Annotated in this window: 16 protein-coding genes and 1 other RNA gene; 2 read left to right on the top strand and 15 right to left on the bottom strand. The window is 44.3% G+C overall.

Features of this window, described 5'->3' with window-relative positions; translation table 11 throughout:
• Nucleotides 1–44: 44 nt before the first annotated feature.
• The 13 genes from Q8G36_RS03280 to Q8G36_RS03220 all read right to left on the bottom strand — a co-directional run bounded on the left by Q8G36_RS03280 (nucleotide 45) and on the right by Q8G36_RS03220 (nucleotide 14,599).
• Entirely contained in the window at nucleotides 45–1,931 is a 1,887-nt protein-coding gene (locus tag Q8G36_RS03280) for a S8 family serine peptidase (protein WP_305158960.1), read from the bottom strand.
• Nucleotides 1,932–2,646: 715 nt separating this feature from the next.
• Entirely contained in the window at nucleotides 2,647–3,354 is a 708-nt protein-coding gene (locus tag Q8G36_RS03275; protein WP_063232914.1) for an ABC transporter ATP-binding protein, read from the bottom strand.
• Nucleotides 3,354–4,136: an ABC transporter ATP-binding protein gene (locus Q8G36_RS03270; RefSeq protein WP_034308746.1), complete on the bottom strand. Its 783-nt coding sequence runs from the start codon at nucleotides 4,134–4,136 to the stop codon at nucleotides 3,354–3,356. The genes Q8G36_RS03275 and Q8G36_RS03270 overlap by 1 nt, the downstream gene beginning before the upstream one ends.
• Nucleotides 4,108–5,073: a branched-chain amino acid ABC transporter permease gene (locus Q8G36_RS03265; RefSeq protein ID WP_305158959.1), complete on the bottom strand. Its 966-nt coding sequence runs from the start codon at nucleotides 5,071–5,073 to the stop codon at nucleotides 4,108–4,110. Before Q8G36_RS03265 ends, Q8G36_RS03270 begins: the two co-directional genes overlap by 29 nt.
• Before the next feature lie 13 nt (nucleotides 5,074–5,086).
• On the bottom strand, nucleotides 5,087–5,965 hold the full coding sequence (locus tag Q8G36_RS03260) for a branched-chain amino acid ABC transporter permease (RefSeq protein WP_063232912.1): 879 nt from the start codon (nucleotides 5,963–5,965) through the stop codon (nucleotides 5,087–5,089).
• A 163-nt stretch (nucleotides 5,966–6,128) separates the two neighbouring features.
• On the bottom strand, nucleotides 6,129–7,307 hold the full coding sequence (locus Q8G36_RS03255) for an ABC transporter substrate-binding protein (protein WP_305158958.1): 1,179 nt from the start codon (nucleotides 7,305–7,307) through the stop codon (nucleotides 6,129–6,131).
• Between the two features lie 536 nt (nucleotides 7,308–7,843).
• Complete coding sequence (locus Q8G36_RS03250; RefSeq protein ID WP_305158957.1) at nucleotides 7,844–8,551, bottom strand: ABC transporter ATP-binding protein; 708 nt, start codon at nucleotides 8,549–8,551, stop codon at nucleotides 7,844–7,846.
• The gene (locus Q8G36_RS03245) at nucleotides 8,551–9,330 is read right to left on the bottom strand and encodes an ABC transporter ATP-binding protein (RefSeq protein ID WP_305158956.1); all 780 of its coding nucleotides are present in this window, start codon (nucleotides 9,328–9,330) and stop codon (nucleotides 8,551–8,553) included. Before Q8G36_RS03245 ends, Q8G36_RS03250 begins: the two co-directional genes overlap by 1 nt.
• Nucleotides 9,305–10,276, bottom strand: a complete 972-nt coding sequence (locus tag Q8G36_RS03240; RefSeq protein ID WP_305158955.1) for a branched-chain amino acid ABC transporter permease — start codon at nucleotides 10,274–10,276, stop codon at nucleotides 9,305–9,307. The genes Q8G36_RS03245 and Q8G36_RS03240 overlap by 26 nt, the downstream gene beginning before the upstream one ends.
• 13 nt (nucleotides 10,277–10,289) lie before the next feature.
• The gene (locus Q8G36_RS03235; protein ID WP_106026961.1) at nucleotides 10,290–11,168 is read right to left on the bottom strand and encodes a branched-chain amino acid ABC transporter permease; all 879 of its coding nucleotides are present in this window, start codon (nucleotides 11,166–11,168) and stop codon (nucleotides 10,290–10,292) included.
• A gap of 77 nt (nucleotides 11,169–11,245) precedes the next feature.
• Nucleotides 11,246–12,433 carry an ABC transporter substrate-binding protein gene (locus Q8G36_RS03230; RefSeq protein WP_305158954.1) on the bottom strand — a complete coding sequence of 396 codons (1,188 nt, stop codon included), beginning with the start codon at nucleotides 12,431–12,433 and terminating at the stop codon, nucleotides 11,246–11,248.
• 186 nt (nucleotides 12,434–12,619) lie between these two features.
• A complete protein-coding gene (locus tag Q8G36_RS03225) occupies nucleotides 12,620–13,381 on the bottom strand; it encodes a tRNA threonylcarbamoyladenosine dehydratase (protein WP_054400119.1) in 762 nt (253 codons plus the stop codon).
• A 111-nt stretch (nucleotides 13,382–13,492) separates the two neighbouring features.
• Nucleotides 13,493–14,599 carry a M20 family metallopeptidase gene (locus Q8G36_RS03220; protein WP_305158953.1) on the bottom strand — a complete coding sequence of 369 codons (1,107 nt, stop codon included), beginning with the start codon at nucleotides 14,597–14,599 and terminating at the stop codon, nucleotides 13,493–13,495.
• Between the two features lie 168 nt (nucleotides 14,600–14,767).
• On the opposite strand from Q8G36_RS03220, the gene Q8G36_RS03215 reads away from it, so the two are divergent.
• Complete coding sequence (locus Q8G36_RS03215) at nucleotides 14,768–14,977, top strand: hypothetical protein (RefSeq protein WP_305158952.1); 210 nt, start codon at nucleotides 14,768–14,770, stop codon at nucleotides 14,975–14,977.
• Here the strand turns inward: Q8G36_RS03215 and Q8G36_RS03210 are convergent.
• Nucleotides 14,963–15,931, bottom strand: coding sequence for an NERD domain-containing protein (locus Q8G36_RS03210; protein ID WP_305158951.1), 969 nt, complete (start codon nucleotides 15,929–15,931; stop codon nucleotides 14,963–14,965). The genes Q8G36_RS03215 and Q8G36_RS03210 overlap by 15 nt on opposite strands.
• A gap of 161 nt (nucleotides 15,932–16,092) precedes the next feature.
• On the opposite strand from Q8G36_RS03210, the gene Q8G36_RS03205 reads away from it, so the two are divergent.
• A complete protein-coding gene (locus Q8G36_RS03205; RefSeq protein WP_305158950.1) occupies nucleotides 16,093–16,563 on the top strand; it encodes a hypothetical protein in 471 nt (156 codons plus the stop codon).
• A 22-nt stretch (nucleotides 16,564–16,585) separates the two neighbouring features.
• On the opposite strand, the gene ssrS is transcribed toward Q8G36_RS03205, so the two are convergent.
• A non-coding RNA gene (ssrS, locus tag Q8G36_RS03200) (6S RNA) lies at nucleotides 16,586–16,771 on the bottom strand.
• Nucleotides 16,772–16,813 lie beyond the last annotated feature (42 nt).

Genomic DNA, 16,813 nt, shown 5'->3' with positions numbered 1-16,813 from the left:
CAAGAGCAGCCCCCAAGTTGAGTATGGGGGGCTGTGTTTTTCTATCACTTTTTAACTGTTACTTTTCTTGATTCACTCACGTTTTTCGCTTTGTCTTTGGCATAGGTATATAAGTTCTTCCCTGCTTTTTGCTTGGGGATTTTTACCGAGAATGTGCCTTTAGTGGTTGCTGCGGCTGAGCCGATCACTTTTCCTGATGCTTTGATGGAGACAGTGGAGTTGGCTTCTGCTTTACCTGTTACTTTTGTTGTTTTTGTGGTTACGGTGTTGACCGTAGGTTTACTTGGTGCTGTTTTGTCTGCGACGGTCAAGGTTTTGGGCGAGCTTATATTTCCTGCTTGATCGGTTGCTGTAACGGATAGGACTTTTCCCGCTTTTTGTTTTTTTGACATCGTTACGGTGAAATTCCCTGCGCTGTTCGAATTTGCTTTGCCGAGAACCGTACTGCCAGTTTTGACAGTGATGGCGGAGCTCGCTTCCGCTTTACCGGTTACTTTAACGGTATTGTCTCCTACCGTATTTACTGACGGTCTTGCTGGAGCCGTTTTATCTGCCACTTTAAACGAAGCGGGGATACTTTTATTTCCCGCTTTATCGATGAGCCTAGTAGAGATGATCGTGCCGGCCGTTTGTTTTGCGATAGTCGCTGTAAACGTTTTTTCGCCGTTGATCTTCACTGTGGCGAGTTGTTTTTTATTGGTATAAATGGAGACGGTCCCCGTTTTGAAATCAGTCGGGATTTTCCCATTGATTTTGGTGTCCTTATCGGAAATCGCGGTCACCGCCGGTTTGGTCAGCGTCTTCATCTCCAGTGCTTTTTTGGCATTGACCCGCCCGTTTCCATAGTATATGTCCTTCCCTGCTGCACCTAGGTCCATGGCTGAATCGTAGAGGCGGTATTCGACCTCCTTTTTGTTAAGTTTGGGCTCATGGGACCAAATCAGTGCTGCTACACCCGCTACCATCGGCGTGGCCATCGATGTTCCGCTCATCCAGCCGTATTTACCATATGGCAAGGTTGAAAGGATATCATCTCCAGGGGCCGCGATATCGACTGTTGAATGGTAGTTGGAATAACTGGGACGCTTGTCCCTTGAGTCAGTGGCAGCAACGGAAATGACATGGCTGAATGCCGCTGGGTACACACGCTGTACATTTTTCCCCATATCCCCTTCATTCCCGGCAGCCGCGACGATCAGTACGCCTTTTTTATAGGCTTCCTGGACAGCATTGTTCAAGGCTTCCGAATAACTGGTGTCTCCTAAACTCATATTGATGATGTTTGCCTTTTGCTGAACGGCATAATGTATCGCGTCAATGATATCGGCCGTATCGGCATACTCACCATCAAAGACGTTGATCGGCATTAGTTTAACGTTCGGAGCAACACCCGTTCCGCCTATGCCGTTGTTCGCAGAACCGGCAATGATGCCAGCGATATGCGTTCCATGCGCCCCTTTTGGTACGATATGCTTCCGATTGCGTATCGTATCATAGGCATTGACGATCTTCCCTTTTAAATCTTCGTGGTTGCGATCGATGCCGTCGTCAATGATGGCCACCATTATTTCCTTTGATCCCATGGATTTTGTCCACGCTGCATTCGTACCAAGCTTTTTATGATGCCACTGGTCTATGTAGGCTGGATCGTTCGGGCTTTCCATCTTCTTGAAAAGATAGTTTGGTTCTGCATATTCCACATTCTTCTGTTCTTCAAGTTCCTCGATCAGGTTGTCGGTCGTTTCCCCTTTAGGAACCTCCACCTTTTCTATCAACTCGTTGATCGGCTCATCGTCCGTCTCTTTATATTTGACGATGACACCATCGGATTGCGGCGTTTCTTCTGCAGATGCAGCATCCGGCTTGTAGATTGGCAGAATCATAAACAGTAATAATACCGGCAGTATGGCCTGAATAAGTTTTTTGTGCATACAATCACTCCAAAAAATATGATTAAGAATAGCTATCGATGAGGTTATATCATGAACCAATTCTACTATTATTCCTAACTAGATTGTATACCGTCTGATTTGGTTTTACTAACCTTTTTATCTAGTTAAAATAACTTATTTGCATAAGAAAAAAACCGCTATAAAGCGGTCTCAGTTTGTCGACATATTTGGGTTCTATCTAATTTTAAAACAAAGCGGTTGACTGTAGACAAACTTGATAATAATTTATTACGGTAAAATCTGCACTTTGATTTCCACTCCAGGCACTCGCTTTCCGCGGGCAGTCCGAGAGCCTCCTCGACGTTTCGCGTCTGTGGGGTCTCCCTTGGACTCGCATTTCCCGCAGGAGTCTCGTACCCTCCGTTCCAATCAACTTATTCAGATAAAAACACTTTTGTCTTAAGGGGGCCGAAGTATCTCACCCCGAATCCTTTTTTAAAAGAAGACTTGTTCATCCTTCCTGTTTTTTACTTTTTATATGGATGAAACACTAGATTGAAGAAATCTGCGACACTCCTGCCGAATAACTGGCTAGCCGAGACCCCACAGGCGCTTGCTTTGATGCGGCTTGGCAGACAGCCGGCGGAAAGGGAGCGGATTTCTGAAATCAACTGGAACGTTTTTCAAATAAAAAACTGCAGGTAAACTCGCTTTTCTTCGAGTTTGCCTGCAGTCTGAAACGCTATAAAACGGTTTAATGTCCTCCTAAATAGGCATTCTTGATCTCTTCGCTTGCGGTCAGTTCCTCTGATTTGCCTGATAGGACAATTCGGCCGGTTTCGACAACATAGGCTCTGTCCGCGATGGATAAGGCTAAGTTAGCATTTTGTTCGACCAGCAGAATCGTTGTACCCGTTTTGTTGATTTCTTCGATGATATGAAAGATTTGCTTCACCAATAATGGGGCAAGTCCCATGGATGGCTCGTCCAATAACAGAAGCCGGGGCTTGGCCATGAGTGCCCTGCCCATTGCGAGCATTTGCTGTTCCCCGCCGGAAAGGGTTCCGGATTGCTGTTTCAGGCGCTCTAGCAACCGCGGGAATAATTCATAGACTTTCTCCATATCCTGCTTGATGCCTGCCTTATCCTTACGTAAATATGCACCAAGCTGAAGGTTTTCTTCAACGGTCATGTTAGCAAAGACCCGCCGTCCTTCAGGGACATGGGAGATGCCCATCTTCACGATGGATTGTGCTGCCTTTCCGCCGATGGATTGCCCTTCGTATATGATCTTCCCTTGTTTTGGTTTTAATAGACCTGAAATGGTCTTCAGCATCGTGCTTTTCCCGGCTCCGTTCGCCCCGATCAGGGTTACGATTTCGCCTTCGTTAATAGAAAGCGAGATTCCTTTCAGGGCTTGAATGTTTCCGTAATAGACGTTGATGTCCTCGATTTTTAACATTATGAAACCTCCTCGCCCAGATAGGCCTCGATGACTTTTGGATTGTTACGGATTTCCTCAGGCTTTCCTTGAGCGATCAGTTGTCCGTGATCGAGTACGTATATGCGTTCGCAAACACCCATGACGAGCGGCATATCATGTTCTATCAATAATACGGTCAAGTCAAATTTCTCACGGATGAGGGCAATCAGGTTCATGAGTTCGTGCGTTTCCTGAGGGTTCATCCCCGCAGCCGGTTCATCCAGTAAAAGCAGTTTCGGGTTGGCTGCAAGTGCACGGGCGATTTCCAAACGTCTTTGTTTACCATATGGCAGGTTCTTCGCCTTTTCATCCTTATATTGATCAAGGTTGAAAATCTTCAGGAACTCAATCGCCTTTTCATCCATTTCCTTTTCGCCTTTAAAATGGATCGGCATGCGGAAGATCGAACTTAAAATGCCATGCTTCGAAAGCGAATGATAGGCAACTTTTACATTATCGATCACGGATAGTTCACTGAACAAGCGAATGTTCTGGAATGTCCGGCTGATCCCTTTTTGCGTGATTTTATATGGAGGCAGTTTTCTTAAGTTCTCACCTTCCAAAGAAATCGTGCCCTCTGTCGGGACGTAAACTCCTGTCAGCAAGTTAAAGAAAGTTGTTTTTCCAGCGCCGTTCGGCCCGATCAAGCCAATTAGTTCTCCTGGATATAACTCGACGTTAACATCAGAAACGGCTTTGAGCCCTCCGAACTGGATGCCGACTGAATCGACTTTAAGCAGCGGTGTTTTTATTTTTTTCATGGCTGCTTCCTCCTTTACGTTTGAACATGGATGTTATTTCTTTTGTCCCCATTAAACCTTGCGGACGATAGAGCATCATCACGATAAGCACAAGACTGTAGATGATCATTCGTGTTTCCGGATAATCCTGCAGGAAAGTCGTGACAACCGTCAGTAAAATCGCGGCCAATACGGCACCGGAAAGACTTCCAAGACCGCCAAGTACGACTAGGATCAAAATATCAAATGATTTCAGGAATCCGAAGTTCGATGGCTGGATGATATAGAAGTTATGAGCGTAAAGCCCTCCAGCAATACCGGCAAAAAAAGCACCGATCGCAAACGCGACAACTTTGTAATACGTCGTGTTGATTCCCATCGAATCGGCAGCCGTTTCGTCCTCGCGGATCGATATGCAGGCTCTTCCGTGGGTCGAACTAGTAAAGTTTCGGATGACGATGATCGTAACGATGACGGAAGCGAATACCCACGGCCAAGTGGTCAAATGGGAAACCTGCATGCCGCTCGCCCCGCCGACATAATCGATATTCAACAGCATGATCCGGACGATTTCCCCAAAACCCAAGGTCGCAATCGCCAGGTAGTCACCTTTTAAGCGTAAGCTTGGAATTCCGATGATCAAACCTGCCACCGCTGACGCCAAACCGCCAACTATCAATGCCGCATAAAATGGCATTTCCAGCTTCATCGTCATAACGGCTGAAGCATAGGCACCGACTGCCAGGAATCCGGCATGTCCAATCGAGAACTGCCCGGTTATCCCGATGATCAAGTGCAGGCTCGCTGCCAGAATGATATTGATCCCGATGAACATGAGCGTATTTTGATAAAAAGGATTTAGCGATCCGCCGCCGATTAACACTTGAACTGCGGCGAAAAAGATCAATGATAGTGAAATCGAGAGCCAAAAACCTTTTGCTCGCTTAATTGTAGTCATTGCTTTGTCTCCCCTATACTTTTTCTTTTTTGTTTTTACCGAATAAGCCTTGTGGCATGAAAATCAAGATAAGAATCAGTACGACGAAGGCTACAGCATCACGCCATAATGAGTAACCGGCGGCACTGACCAAAGCTTCGATGACACCTAGCAATAGTCCACCGACCATCGCGCCCGGTATAATTCCGATTCCTCCAAGTACGGCGGCAACGAATGCCTTCAATCCCGGAAGCACACCCATGAGCGGCTCGATCTTAATATAGTAAATACCGAAAATGACGCCTGCTGCCCCAGCCAATGCGGAACCGATTGCAAAGGTGGCAGAAATCGTGTTATCGACATTTATTCCCATAAGCTTCGCTGCATCCGCGTCGAAGGAAACGGCACGCATCGCTTTTCCTATTTTTGATTTATGAACGATGATTTGAAGGATGATCATCAGGACAACGGCCACTCCAAAAATCAAAACCGATTGACTATTGATGGAAACTCCAAAAATATTGAACTTGTCTGTCGGCAATACATCATTCGGATAAGCTTCCGGCTGTGCACCGCGGACGTAGATGAATCCGTATTCGATCAAAAGGGAAACACCGATGGCAGTGATAAGGGCAGCAATACGTGTTGCGTTACGCAATGGCTTGTACGCGATACGCTCGATCAATACCCCAAACAGCGCACAGACCGTCATCGAGATTAATAGGGCTGGCACGAATGACAGATCCAGAACCGTTATCGAGTAAAACCCAACGAATGAACCGACCATGAATACATCGCCATGTGCGAAGTTTATCAATTTAACAATCCCGTAAACCATCGTATATCCGAGAGCGATAAGGGCATAAATACTTCCTAATGAAACCCCGTTTATTAACTGTTGTATCAATTCCATGTTCGACTCTCCTTGAAAATCTAAATTTTATAAGTGATAAGTCCAGGCTCTATACATTCTCTTAGGGGATGTTCAGCGAGCTGGTATGCTTGAAAAATGAGAATTCGCCAGCACCTTCTTATTGACGAAGGGCCGGCGAAAGGGTTGGAGTTGTTCTCCAAAATTAAGGATTGATTTTTGTGTTGAATACTTGTTTTCCTTCTTTAAATTCAAGGATGGTAGCAGATTTGATTGGGTTATGTTTTTCATCCAATGTGAATGTACCCGTTACCAGCTCAAGGTCAGCCGTTTTTTCCAGCGCTTCTTTGATTTTTTCTGAATCCGCTGAACCAGCACGTTTAATCGCGTCTGCAAGGAAGTATCCTGTGTCATATCCTAGAGCGTTAAATGCATCCGGGGATTTATCTTTGTACTTCGCTTTAAATGCTGACACAAAATTCTGAATTTTCTCATCAGGGTCACCTGAAGAATAATGGTTCGTGATGAACGTATTATTTAGAGCTTTTGCACCGGCAATTTCAATTAGCTTAGGAGAATCCCAGCCGTCGCCGCCCATGAATGGAACGTCAAGTCCAGTTTCGCGTGCCTGCTTTACGATCAGACCAGCTTCCTCATAGTAACCAGGAAGGAAAATGAAATCAGGTTTTGCCGATTTCAAACGAGTCAATGTGGAACGGAAATCAGTATCCTTCGCAATGTAAGCTTCCTCAGCCACGATCTTTCCGCCATTTTTTTCGAATTGTTCTTTAAAGGCTGCGGCTAACCCTTTTGAATAATCACTTGCGCTGTCAATATAGATGGCTGCACTTTTCGCTTTGATTTCTTTAGTGGCGAAATTCGCAGCAACCGTCCCTTGGAACGGATCGATGAAGCTTGTCCTGAAAATGTAGTCGTTCAATTTATCCTTGCTGAACGTGATTTCAGGGCTTGTACCAGATGGTGAGATGACCGGCACTTTATTATCTTGGGCAATCTGTACTTGTGCAATCGAGTTCGTACTTGTCGCAGCACCTACGATCGCTGCAACCTGATCTTGTGATGTCAGCTTGATCGCTCCGCTTGTCGCTTCGGACGCTTCAGATTTATTATCGACTTTAATTAGTTTGATTTTTTTACCGTCAATGCCTTCTTTATTGATTTCTGCAGTCGCAAGCTCCAGGCCCTCTGCAATCGATTGTCCATATGAAGCTACACCGCCTGATAATTCAAGGTTGACACCGATCTTGATCGTATCTCCATCCCCGCTTGATTTTTCTGATGAACCAGAGCTGGAACAACCGGCTAGCACTCCTGCAGCAAGTGTTAGAGAAAGGAATGCACCTGCTAATTTTTTCTTTTTCATAAATAATCCCCCCATTTTGTAATCAAGCTCTGATGCATGAATATTTATTCATAATGCTTCAGAAAAAAATTGATTAGATGAAATGTTTCAAATTAAATTAATATTTCGAAAAATAGTTTACCGCATAATTTTCATTCCGTCTATATAATAATTACGAGAAGATTTCGCAAATAGGATATTTTTCACAGGTAGCCCTACATCATTTTTATCTTTATATATTTTAAATATTGTGAAAATTAGCGATACAATCAGGAATAACGGATAATTAAAATTATATCAATATTACAAATCCCTTATTTGTTGCTCAAAAAATTTTATTCATTCTCTTATTTTTTTCATCCTATTAATTACATTTTTACCAAAATACAAGTATATCGATAGGGAATTAAACCCAGTTTTTTCGTGCTTTTTTAGTCCTAATTCCTATATCAAAATTGAATAATACTATATTGGATGTATAAAATCATGCATGAAGCTCCTAAGCTTTTTATCTTCCTGCATATATTGCATAAATAAAAAAACCGCCAAAAGGCGGTTCAGTGGCCTCCTAAATAGGCCATTTTTATTTCTTCACTTGATGTTAGTTCCTCGGCCTTTCCCGAGAGGACGATTCGGCCCGTTTCAACTACATAGGCGCGATCTGCAATGGATAAAGCGAGGTTGGCGTTTTGCTCGACCAAAAGGATCGTTGTGCCGGACTCACTGATTTCCTGGATGATGTTGAATATTTGCTTAACCAGAAGCGGTGCAAGACCCATCGAAGGTTCATCGAGCAGTAATAAACGTGGTTTCGCCATTAAAGCCCGGCCCATTGCAAGCATCTGCTGTTCACCGCCGGATAGAGTGCCAGCCTGCTGTTTGATTCTCTCCAGCAGCCTCGGAAATAACTCATACACCCTTTCCATATCTGTATGGATGCCCTCTTTGTCTTTTCGCAAATAAGCCCCAAGCTCCAAGTTTTCGGCAACCGTCATGTTGGCAAAGACACGTCGCCCTTCAGGTACATGGGATATGCCCATTTTCACGATGGACTGTGCAGCTTTTCCCCCGATCGGATCACCTTCGAACAGAACTTTTCCTTGCTTTGGTTTTAACAGACCGGAAATCGTTTTGAGCAGCGTGCTTTTTCCCGCTCCGTTCGCCCCGATCAAAGTCACGATCTCCCCTTCGTTTATCTCCATGGAAACCCCTTTTAACGCTTGGATATTACCGTAATAAACATTGATGTCCTCTATTTTCAGCATCAGGAAACCTCCTCCCCTAGATATGCCTCGATAACCTTTGGATCGTTGCGAATTTGTTCCGGCTTACCGTGAGCGATAAGCTGTCCATGATCAAGAACGTAAATCCGTTCGCATACCCCCATGACCAGTGACATATCATGTTCGATGAGCAAAACGGTCAGGTTGAATTCCTTCCGGATAAAAGCAATGAGATTCATCAATTCTTTCGTTTCATGCGGGTTCATCCCGGCAGCGGGTTCGTCCAGTAAAAGAAGTTTCGGATTGGCGGCAAGAGCACGGGCGATTTCCAGCCGCCTTTGCTGTCCGTATGGAAGATTCTTCGCTTTTTCATCCTTAAAATGGTCAAGATTGAAAATCCTCAAGAATTCGAGTGCCTTTTCATCCATTTCCTTTTCCCCGGAAAAATGTCCCGGCAGCCTGAATATGGAGCTTGGAATTCTATGCTTGGCAAGCGAGTGGTAAGCAACCTTCACGTTATCGATCACGGATAATTCACTGAAGAGGCGAATATTTTGAAAAGTCCTCGAGATCCCTTTTCGGGTAATTTTATAAGGCGGCTGCTTATTCAGATTTTCCCCATTCAAGGCAATCGTTCCTTCTGTAGGGACATACACACCCGTCAATAAATTGAAGAAGGTCGTTTTCCCAGCTCCATTCGGCCCGATCAGTCCTACAAGTTCCCCTGGAAATAATTCCACGTTCACATCGGACACCGCTTTCAATCCGCCAAAGCGTATCCCCACCGCATCTACTTTAAGCAACGGTATTGTGGCTTCCATCCTTTGGGCCCCCTTTCGTTTTTTTATGTGTGAACAATGTCGTGATTTCTCTTGTTCCCATTAAACCCTGCGGGCGGAAAATCATCATCAGGATCAGGACAAGACTGTAGATGATCATCCTCGTTTCCGGATAATCCTGAAGGAATGTCGTTACGATCGTCAGTAAAATTGCTGCCAATACCGAACCTGAAAGACTTCCAAGACCGCCTAGTACGACGAAAATCAGTATATCGAAAGATTTCAGGAAACCGAAATTCGATGGCTGGATAATATAAAAATTATGGGCATAAAGCGATCCGGCAATTCCGGCAAAAAAAGCTCCGATGACGAAAGCCGCCACTTTATAATAGGTCGTATTGATTCCCATCGCATCAGCCGCCGTTTCATCTTCCCTTACGGATATGCATGCACGTCCGTGAGTCGAATTGGTGAAATTCCTGATGACTAAGACGGTGATCATGACACAGGCAAAAACCCATGGCCAAGTAGTCAGATGGGATACCTGCATCCCGCTTGCCCCGCCTACATATTCAATATTCAAAAGGACGATCCGGACAATTTCCCCAAATCCAAGGGTGGCTATCGCCAGGTAATCCCCCTTCAGACGCAAGCTGGGTATCCCGATCACCATACCCGCAACAGCGGCGATGACGCCCCCAGCCAATACTGCTAGGATGAAAGGAAGTTCCAGCTTCATCGTCATGACTGCGGAAGCATAAGCCCCAACCGCTAAAAAACCTGCATGCCCGATCGAGAACTGCCCGGTTATTCCAATGATTAAATGAAGGCTTGTAGCCAGCATGATATTGATGCCGATGAACATGAGCGTGTTGATATAAAATGGATTGAGGATACCGATTGAAATGGTGTACTGCATGATTCCGAAAAAAATAAGTGCGAGCGCGATCGAGAGCCAAAAACCCTTTGAATTCTTTAAAGTAGTCATCGCCATGTCTCCCCTATACTTTTTCTCTTTTATTTTTACCGAACAGTCCCTGCGGCAAGAAAATCAAAATCAAGATAAGTACGACGAAAGCCACACCATCGCGCCATAATGAGTAACCGGCTGCACTGACCAAAGCTTCGATCACTCCAAGCAGCAGACCGCCGACCATCGCTCCCGGAATGATGCCGATGCCGCCCAAGACGGCTGCAACAAATGCTTTAAGACCAGGAAGGACACCCATCAACGGCTCGATTTTAATATAGTAGATTCCAAAAATGACACCCGCCGCCCCAGCCAGGGCCGAACCTATGGCGAACGTAGCTGAAATCGTATTATTCACATTGATTCCCATCAGCTTAGCCGCTTCGGAATCGAATGAAACGGCACGCATCGCTTTGCCGATTTTGGTTTTATGGACAACGAATTGCAGGATGATCATTAAAATGATGGATACAGATAAGATCAAAATCGATTGACTGCTGATGGAAACTCCCAATATATCGAGTTTATCCATCGGAAGGACATTATTTGGATAGGCTTCCGGCTGGGCGCCCCGGATGTAAATCAGCCCATTTTCTATCAGAAGGGAAACACCGATGGCCGTTATCAAGGCCGCGATCCGTGTTGCATTACGAAGGGGTTTATAAGCAATCCGTTCAATTAAAACGCCAAAGATGGCACATGTGGCCATCGAAATCAATAAAGCCGGGATGAAGGATAAGTCCATTACGGTAATGGCGTAAAACCCTACAAATGAACCAACCATGAATACGTCGCCATGGGCGAAGTTTATGAGTTTGACGATTCCATATACCATCGTATAACCAAGCGCGATCAAAGCATAAATGCTTCCGAGTGAAATGCCATTTACCAATTGCTGAATCAGTTCCATATTGCACTCTCCCCGTTAAAGGTGTTTTTTAAGTGAATATAGAATAGGGGGGACTTGCCCCCTATCCACATAAGGTATTATGGATTGATTTTTGTCTTGAATGTTTGTTTGCCATCCACATATTCCAAGATGGTCGCCGATTTGATCGGATCATGATTTTCATCAAGGTTCAGCGTTCCGGAAACTAATTGAAGATCTTTGACATCTTCCAACGCTTGTCTGATTTTTTCGGGAGAAGCATCTCCAGATCTCTTGATGGCATCAGCCAGGTAGTACCCCGTGTCATAACCAAGTGCGGCAAAGGCATCCGGTGTTTTATCGTATTCCTTTTCGAAGGCTGCAACGAAATCCTGGATTTTGGCATCTTCATCTTCCGGGGAATAGTGATTCGTGATATAAGTATTTTTCAAAGCATCCGCTCCGGCAATTTCAACGACCTTCGGGGAATCCCAGCCGTCCCCGCCCATGAATGGAAGGTCTATGCCGTCTTCACGTGCCTGTTTTAAGATCAATCCGACTTCTTCATAATAACCAGGAAGGAAAACGAACTCTGGTTTTGCGGATTTGATACGTGTCAATGTAGAGCGGAAATCAGTATCTTTCGTTACATAAGCTTCTTCCGCCACGATTTTACCGCCCTTGGCAGTGAACGCTTCTTTAAAAGCTGCGGCCAATCCTTTAGAATAATCACTTGCGCTATCCACATAGATCGCAGCCGTCTTCGCCCCAATTTCGTCAGATGCAAAATTGGCTGCCACCGTACCTTGGAATGGATCGATAAAGCAAGTTCTGAACACATAATCATTTAATTTTCCAGCTTTGTTGGTAATGTCGGGATTTGTTGCAGTTGGTGTGAGTAGGGGAACTTTATTATCCTGTGCGACCTGAACCTGTGCCAATGTATTCGTGCTTGTCGCAGATCCGACTACAGCCACAACCTTGTCCTGGCTGACTAACTTGATCGAACCGCTTGTAGCTTCGGCTGCATCTGATTTATTATCAACCTTGACGATTTCCAGTTTTTTACCATCGATACCCTCTTTATTAATTTCATCGATGGCCAGTTTCAAACCATCGGCAGCCGATTGGCCGAATGATGCCGTACCTCCGGACAATTCAAGGTTGGCCCCAATTTTAATCGTGTCGCCCGATTTTGATGAGCTCCCGCCTGAACTGCTAGTTTTCGAGTCGCCGCTACAACCTGCCAGCGCCCCTGCAACCAATGAAAGTGATAGAAACACTCCTGCTAGCTTTTTCTTCTTCATTTGAAACCCCCTTGTTTTGTATGTTCTTTTAAACAAATAGAATATCTGAATAAAAATAATATTCTGAAAATAGTTTATCTCATTCTTTCGACCCCGTCTATATGATATGGATAAAAAAGTTATTAAAAGGAAAATCTACTATTCGGCACAAAAAAACTGACCCTTTATAGAGTCAGTTACTTTTTATCAATCGTTTACGCGGCGAACTTCAATGTCTTTTAATAGATCATTGATCACCCAGCTTGCTGCAATTAAACCCGCTACGGATGGTACAAAAGCATTCGAAGACGGAGGCATTTGGGCTTTACGGATTTTTGCCTCATCATTGCCGACTTCTTTTCGGACATCCTCACGAATGACAATAGGGCTCTCGTCGGAGAAGACAACGGGAATTCCCTTTGTTATGCCCTCTTTACGCAATCTAGTACGAATGACCTTGGCAAGCGGGTCGGTATGCGTTTTGGAGATATCGGCAATTTGAAAACGCGTCGGGTCCATCTTATTAGCGGCCCCCATGCTTGAAATCACCTTGATATTTCGTTTCAGGCATTCCTTCATCACATGCATCTTATAAATGACCGTATCGGATGCATCAATGACATAGTCGAGGCCATAACTGAAGAATTCCTCAAATGTTTCTTCTGTATAGAACATTTTAAGAGCGATCACTTCGCAGTCGGGATTGATGTCTTGAATGCGATTTTTCATCAATTCCGCTTTCGGTTGGCCGACTGTTGATAATAAAGCATGGATCTGCCTGTTTACATTTGTGATGTCGACATCGTCTTTATCCACAAGAATAATACGGCCTACCCCCGTACGCGCCAATGCTTCGGCTGAAAAAGAACCAACGCCTCCTACACCCAGGACAGCAACGGTCGTGTTTTTCAGAATATCGATTCCTTCCTTGCCAATTGCCAATTCATTTCGTGAAAACTGATGCAGCATATATATTCAACTCCAATAAATTCTGTTCTTATTTAGCTTCCCAATTAACAATATATCATAAACATCATTTATGACAAGCGAAATATGAGCAGTCTAATCGGAATTAGTACACTAGGTCATTTTTGATAATTTTTGAATGACGGTTGCCAAAAGGAGAGTCCTTTCCGTCAGGCTTGGGATTTCCAAATACTCCTCTTCACTATGTGCATTCCCTCCAATGGGCCCGAGTCCATCCACTGTCGCGATTCCCAAATCAGAAGTGATGGAAGCATCCGAACCCCCACCCGTGGCCGTATCCGTGATTTCGATGCCGATTTCCTTCCCAGCCTGACGGATCGTCTCTAAAAGCAAGTTCGTCTTCTCATTCTTTTCCATGGGAGACCGGTCCATTTTCCCGCTTAATGTCGTTTTCGTTCCTGGAATATAGGTTTCAGCACAGATTTTTTTCAGTTGCTTGAGGATGATGCCTTCCTGCCTTTTTTCCGAAATCCGCACATCCACAAAAGCAGCTGCATGGGAAGCGATCGTATTGACAGAGGAACCTCCTTCAATCATGCCGACATTAACGCTCATTCCTGTCTTTTGATCATTCAATTGATGTAAGGCGATGATTTTATGGGCCAATTCTTCAATTGCACTTCGTCCCTTTTCCGGTTCGATACCTGAATGGGCGGCCACCCCCACAATATCCACTTTAAACTGACCGCAGCCCCTTCTTGCCGTGACAAGCGAACCGTCCGTCCTTGCCGGTTCAAGAATTAACGCGAACTTCTTATTGGCCGCTTTTTCCGATATGAGTGAAGCGGACGACGGAGACCCGATTTCCTCATCACTATTAAGAATGATTTGGATATGCTTATAGCCTGTCTGCCCCGTCTGTTTCAAGCAAAGGATCGCATAAAAAAGCTCAACCAAACTAGACTTCATATCCGCTACACCAGGACCGTATGCCCGATTTCCTTTCACTTTAAAAGGACGTTTTTGCGCTGTGCCTTCCGGAAAAACCGTATCCATATGGGCGACGACCAGAATATGCGGCTGAAGCGCCTCACGATGCTGGATGACCAGCTGATTGCCATAATCCTGCTGCTCAACGGTATTCACAATAAAATCCAGACTTTCAAATTTCGTTTTTAAAATCGAACCAATTTCATCAATACCCTTTTTCGTATGAGAACCACTATCTATATTCACTAGCCGCTCCACTAATTGAAGCATTTCCATCCTCTTTGCATACAATAAATCTTTCAAAGCCCTCACTACTTTCTATCCTTGGCTGACTATTGCTCAACCTTACTATAATTTACGAATTTATATTGAGGAATGTTACTTAAATGAGAATATTTGAAGATTATTCGATAGTTTTTGGAGTTTTTTCGTTAGTTTGTGCTCTTTACTCGTGAATTCGCACCATTTACTCGGAATTCGCACCATTTACTCGTGAGTTTGCGCCATTTACTCGTGAATTCGCGCCATTTACTCGTGAGTTTGCGCCATTTACTCGTGAATTCGCGCCATTTACTCGTGAATTTCCGCCATTTACTCGTGAATTTGCGCCATTTACTCGTGAGTTTCCGCCATTTACTCGTGAATTAATTCATCAAGTCTATAAGCTCTATTTTTAAATTGCCCCGAATAAGGCAATTCCAATGCAGATAGCATCCGTTGCATGATATCAATTGAATCTATTTGTAAAAAGAGCCGTGCTTGTTTATTTGTTATATTGGGTTTTATGAGGAGAGCAAAATCACGAAGAGTTTGAATGTGGGCATCTTTGGAAGTGTAAGAACATTGACCACATGACCATTTGCCCCAGTGATATTGCATATGGAGAGTAGAGCATTCAGGACATTGAACGCTTTTAAGCAGATCTTGCTCATCGATTTGGTACAATTCGAGTATATCAGGATTATGCGGAATGTTTTTTTGCAGAATCGTGTTCGAAAGTCTATTGTTCTGCCTTTGGGTTAATTGCTCGGAAGGATACTTGTCTTCAAGGGTGTGAATTTTGGAGATCAGGGTTTCTTTTCCCGTGATTTTTTTGAAAATGGGGGTAAAACCTGGGGTAGTCCTGATGATGGTATTCGAGTTTGCATTGGCAATGAGTGTTTCAATCGGAAGCGAGGGGAATTTGTGAAAAGTAAGCCAATCATTTAATCGTGATTTTTGCACGTCAACCTGGATTAGCGGATCTAAAAATGCCTGTTCTTGTCCATCTTTTGTTCGAATCAATTGGGGATAGTTGCGGTCAAAATAGAGCGTTCCCGCAAAGTTTTTCACTTCAATGATGATACAGTAATTCCGGGTGATTATTAGGAAATCCATTTGAAAATAATGGCTATCGTAGCTTAACCTCAAATCATGTAATACTCGGTATTCCTTTGAAAGATCCTTCAACTCTTTTCCGATACTCCGCTCCCCATTAAATCCTGTACGGATTTTCCGGAAATCGTTCCTTATTCTTTCCTGTTTTGGATGATTTGCTGATAGCCTCCTGCTTAATGCCTCCAGTTTGAGCATTTTCATAGGCTTTTCACACGGTTTTAGCATTCATACATCAACTCCTTCTCCTTTAGCTTCTTTGTTTATGCCCTTTTTTCCTGCAAGAATACTGAAATCAGGCGTTTTACCGGTTTAATTCATGAGATTTGTAGCTTAGTCGGAAGTTCGCGCCATTTACTCGTGAGTTCTCGCCATTTACTCGTGAATTTGTGCCGTTTACTCGTGAGTTCGCGCCGTTTACTCGTGAATTCGCGCTATTTACTCGTGAATTTGCGCCATTTACTCGTGAATTCTCGCCGTTTACTCGTAAATTTGCGTTTACTCGTAAGTTCGCGCCGTTTACTCGTGAGCTTGCGCCATTTACTCGTGAGTTCGCGCCATTTACTCGTGAATTTGCGTTTACTCGTGAGTTTGCGCCATTTACTCGTGAGTTCGCACCATTTACTCGTGAGTTTCCGCCATTTACTCGTGAGTTTGCGCCGTTTACTCGTGAGTTCTCGCTATTTACTCGTGAATTCTCGCTATTTACTCGTGAATTTGCGCCATTTACTCGTGAGTTCGCGCCATTTACTCGTGAGTTCGCGCCATTTACTCGTAAGTTCTCGCCATTTACTCGTGAGTTTGCGCCATTTACTCGTGAGTTAACTATTTTGACGCACAAAAAAACCCATGTTATTTAACATGAGTTGCTTTGTAAGGTGTAAGAGTCCCAATTGTGCCGTTTACGCCTTTGTTTTGAACCCGCTCTCCGCAGGTGGGTGCTCGGTTCCTCGCGTTTGTAAGTCCTCTTCGAAGGAGGCTTTTACGCGGCCAGGAAACTAGTGCTCCCGGTAACTATAAGTGTTCGGTCAAAACTTATAGGTTAAAGAACGAACACATCAGGACTCTTACTTATTGAAAATATCATATCATAATGCTTAACTCTGTTTC

It is taken from the genome of Peribacillus frigoritolerans, from assembly GCF_030676415.1.
GTDB classification, from domain to species: domain Bacteria; phylum Bacillota; class Bacilli; order Bacillales; family DSM-1321; genus Peribacillus; species Peribacillus frigoritolerans_A.
The sequence above is the reverse complement of the archived record's forward strand: the minus strand, read 5'-3'. Positions and strand labels throughout refer to the sequence as shown.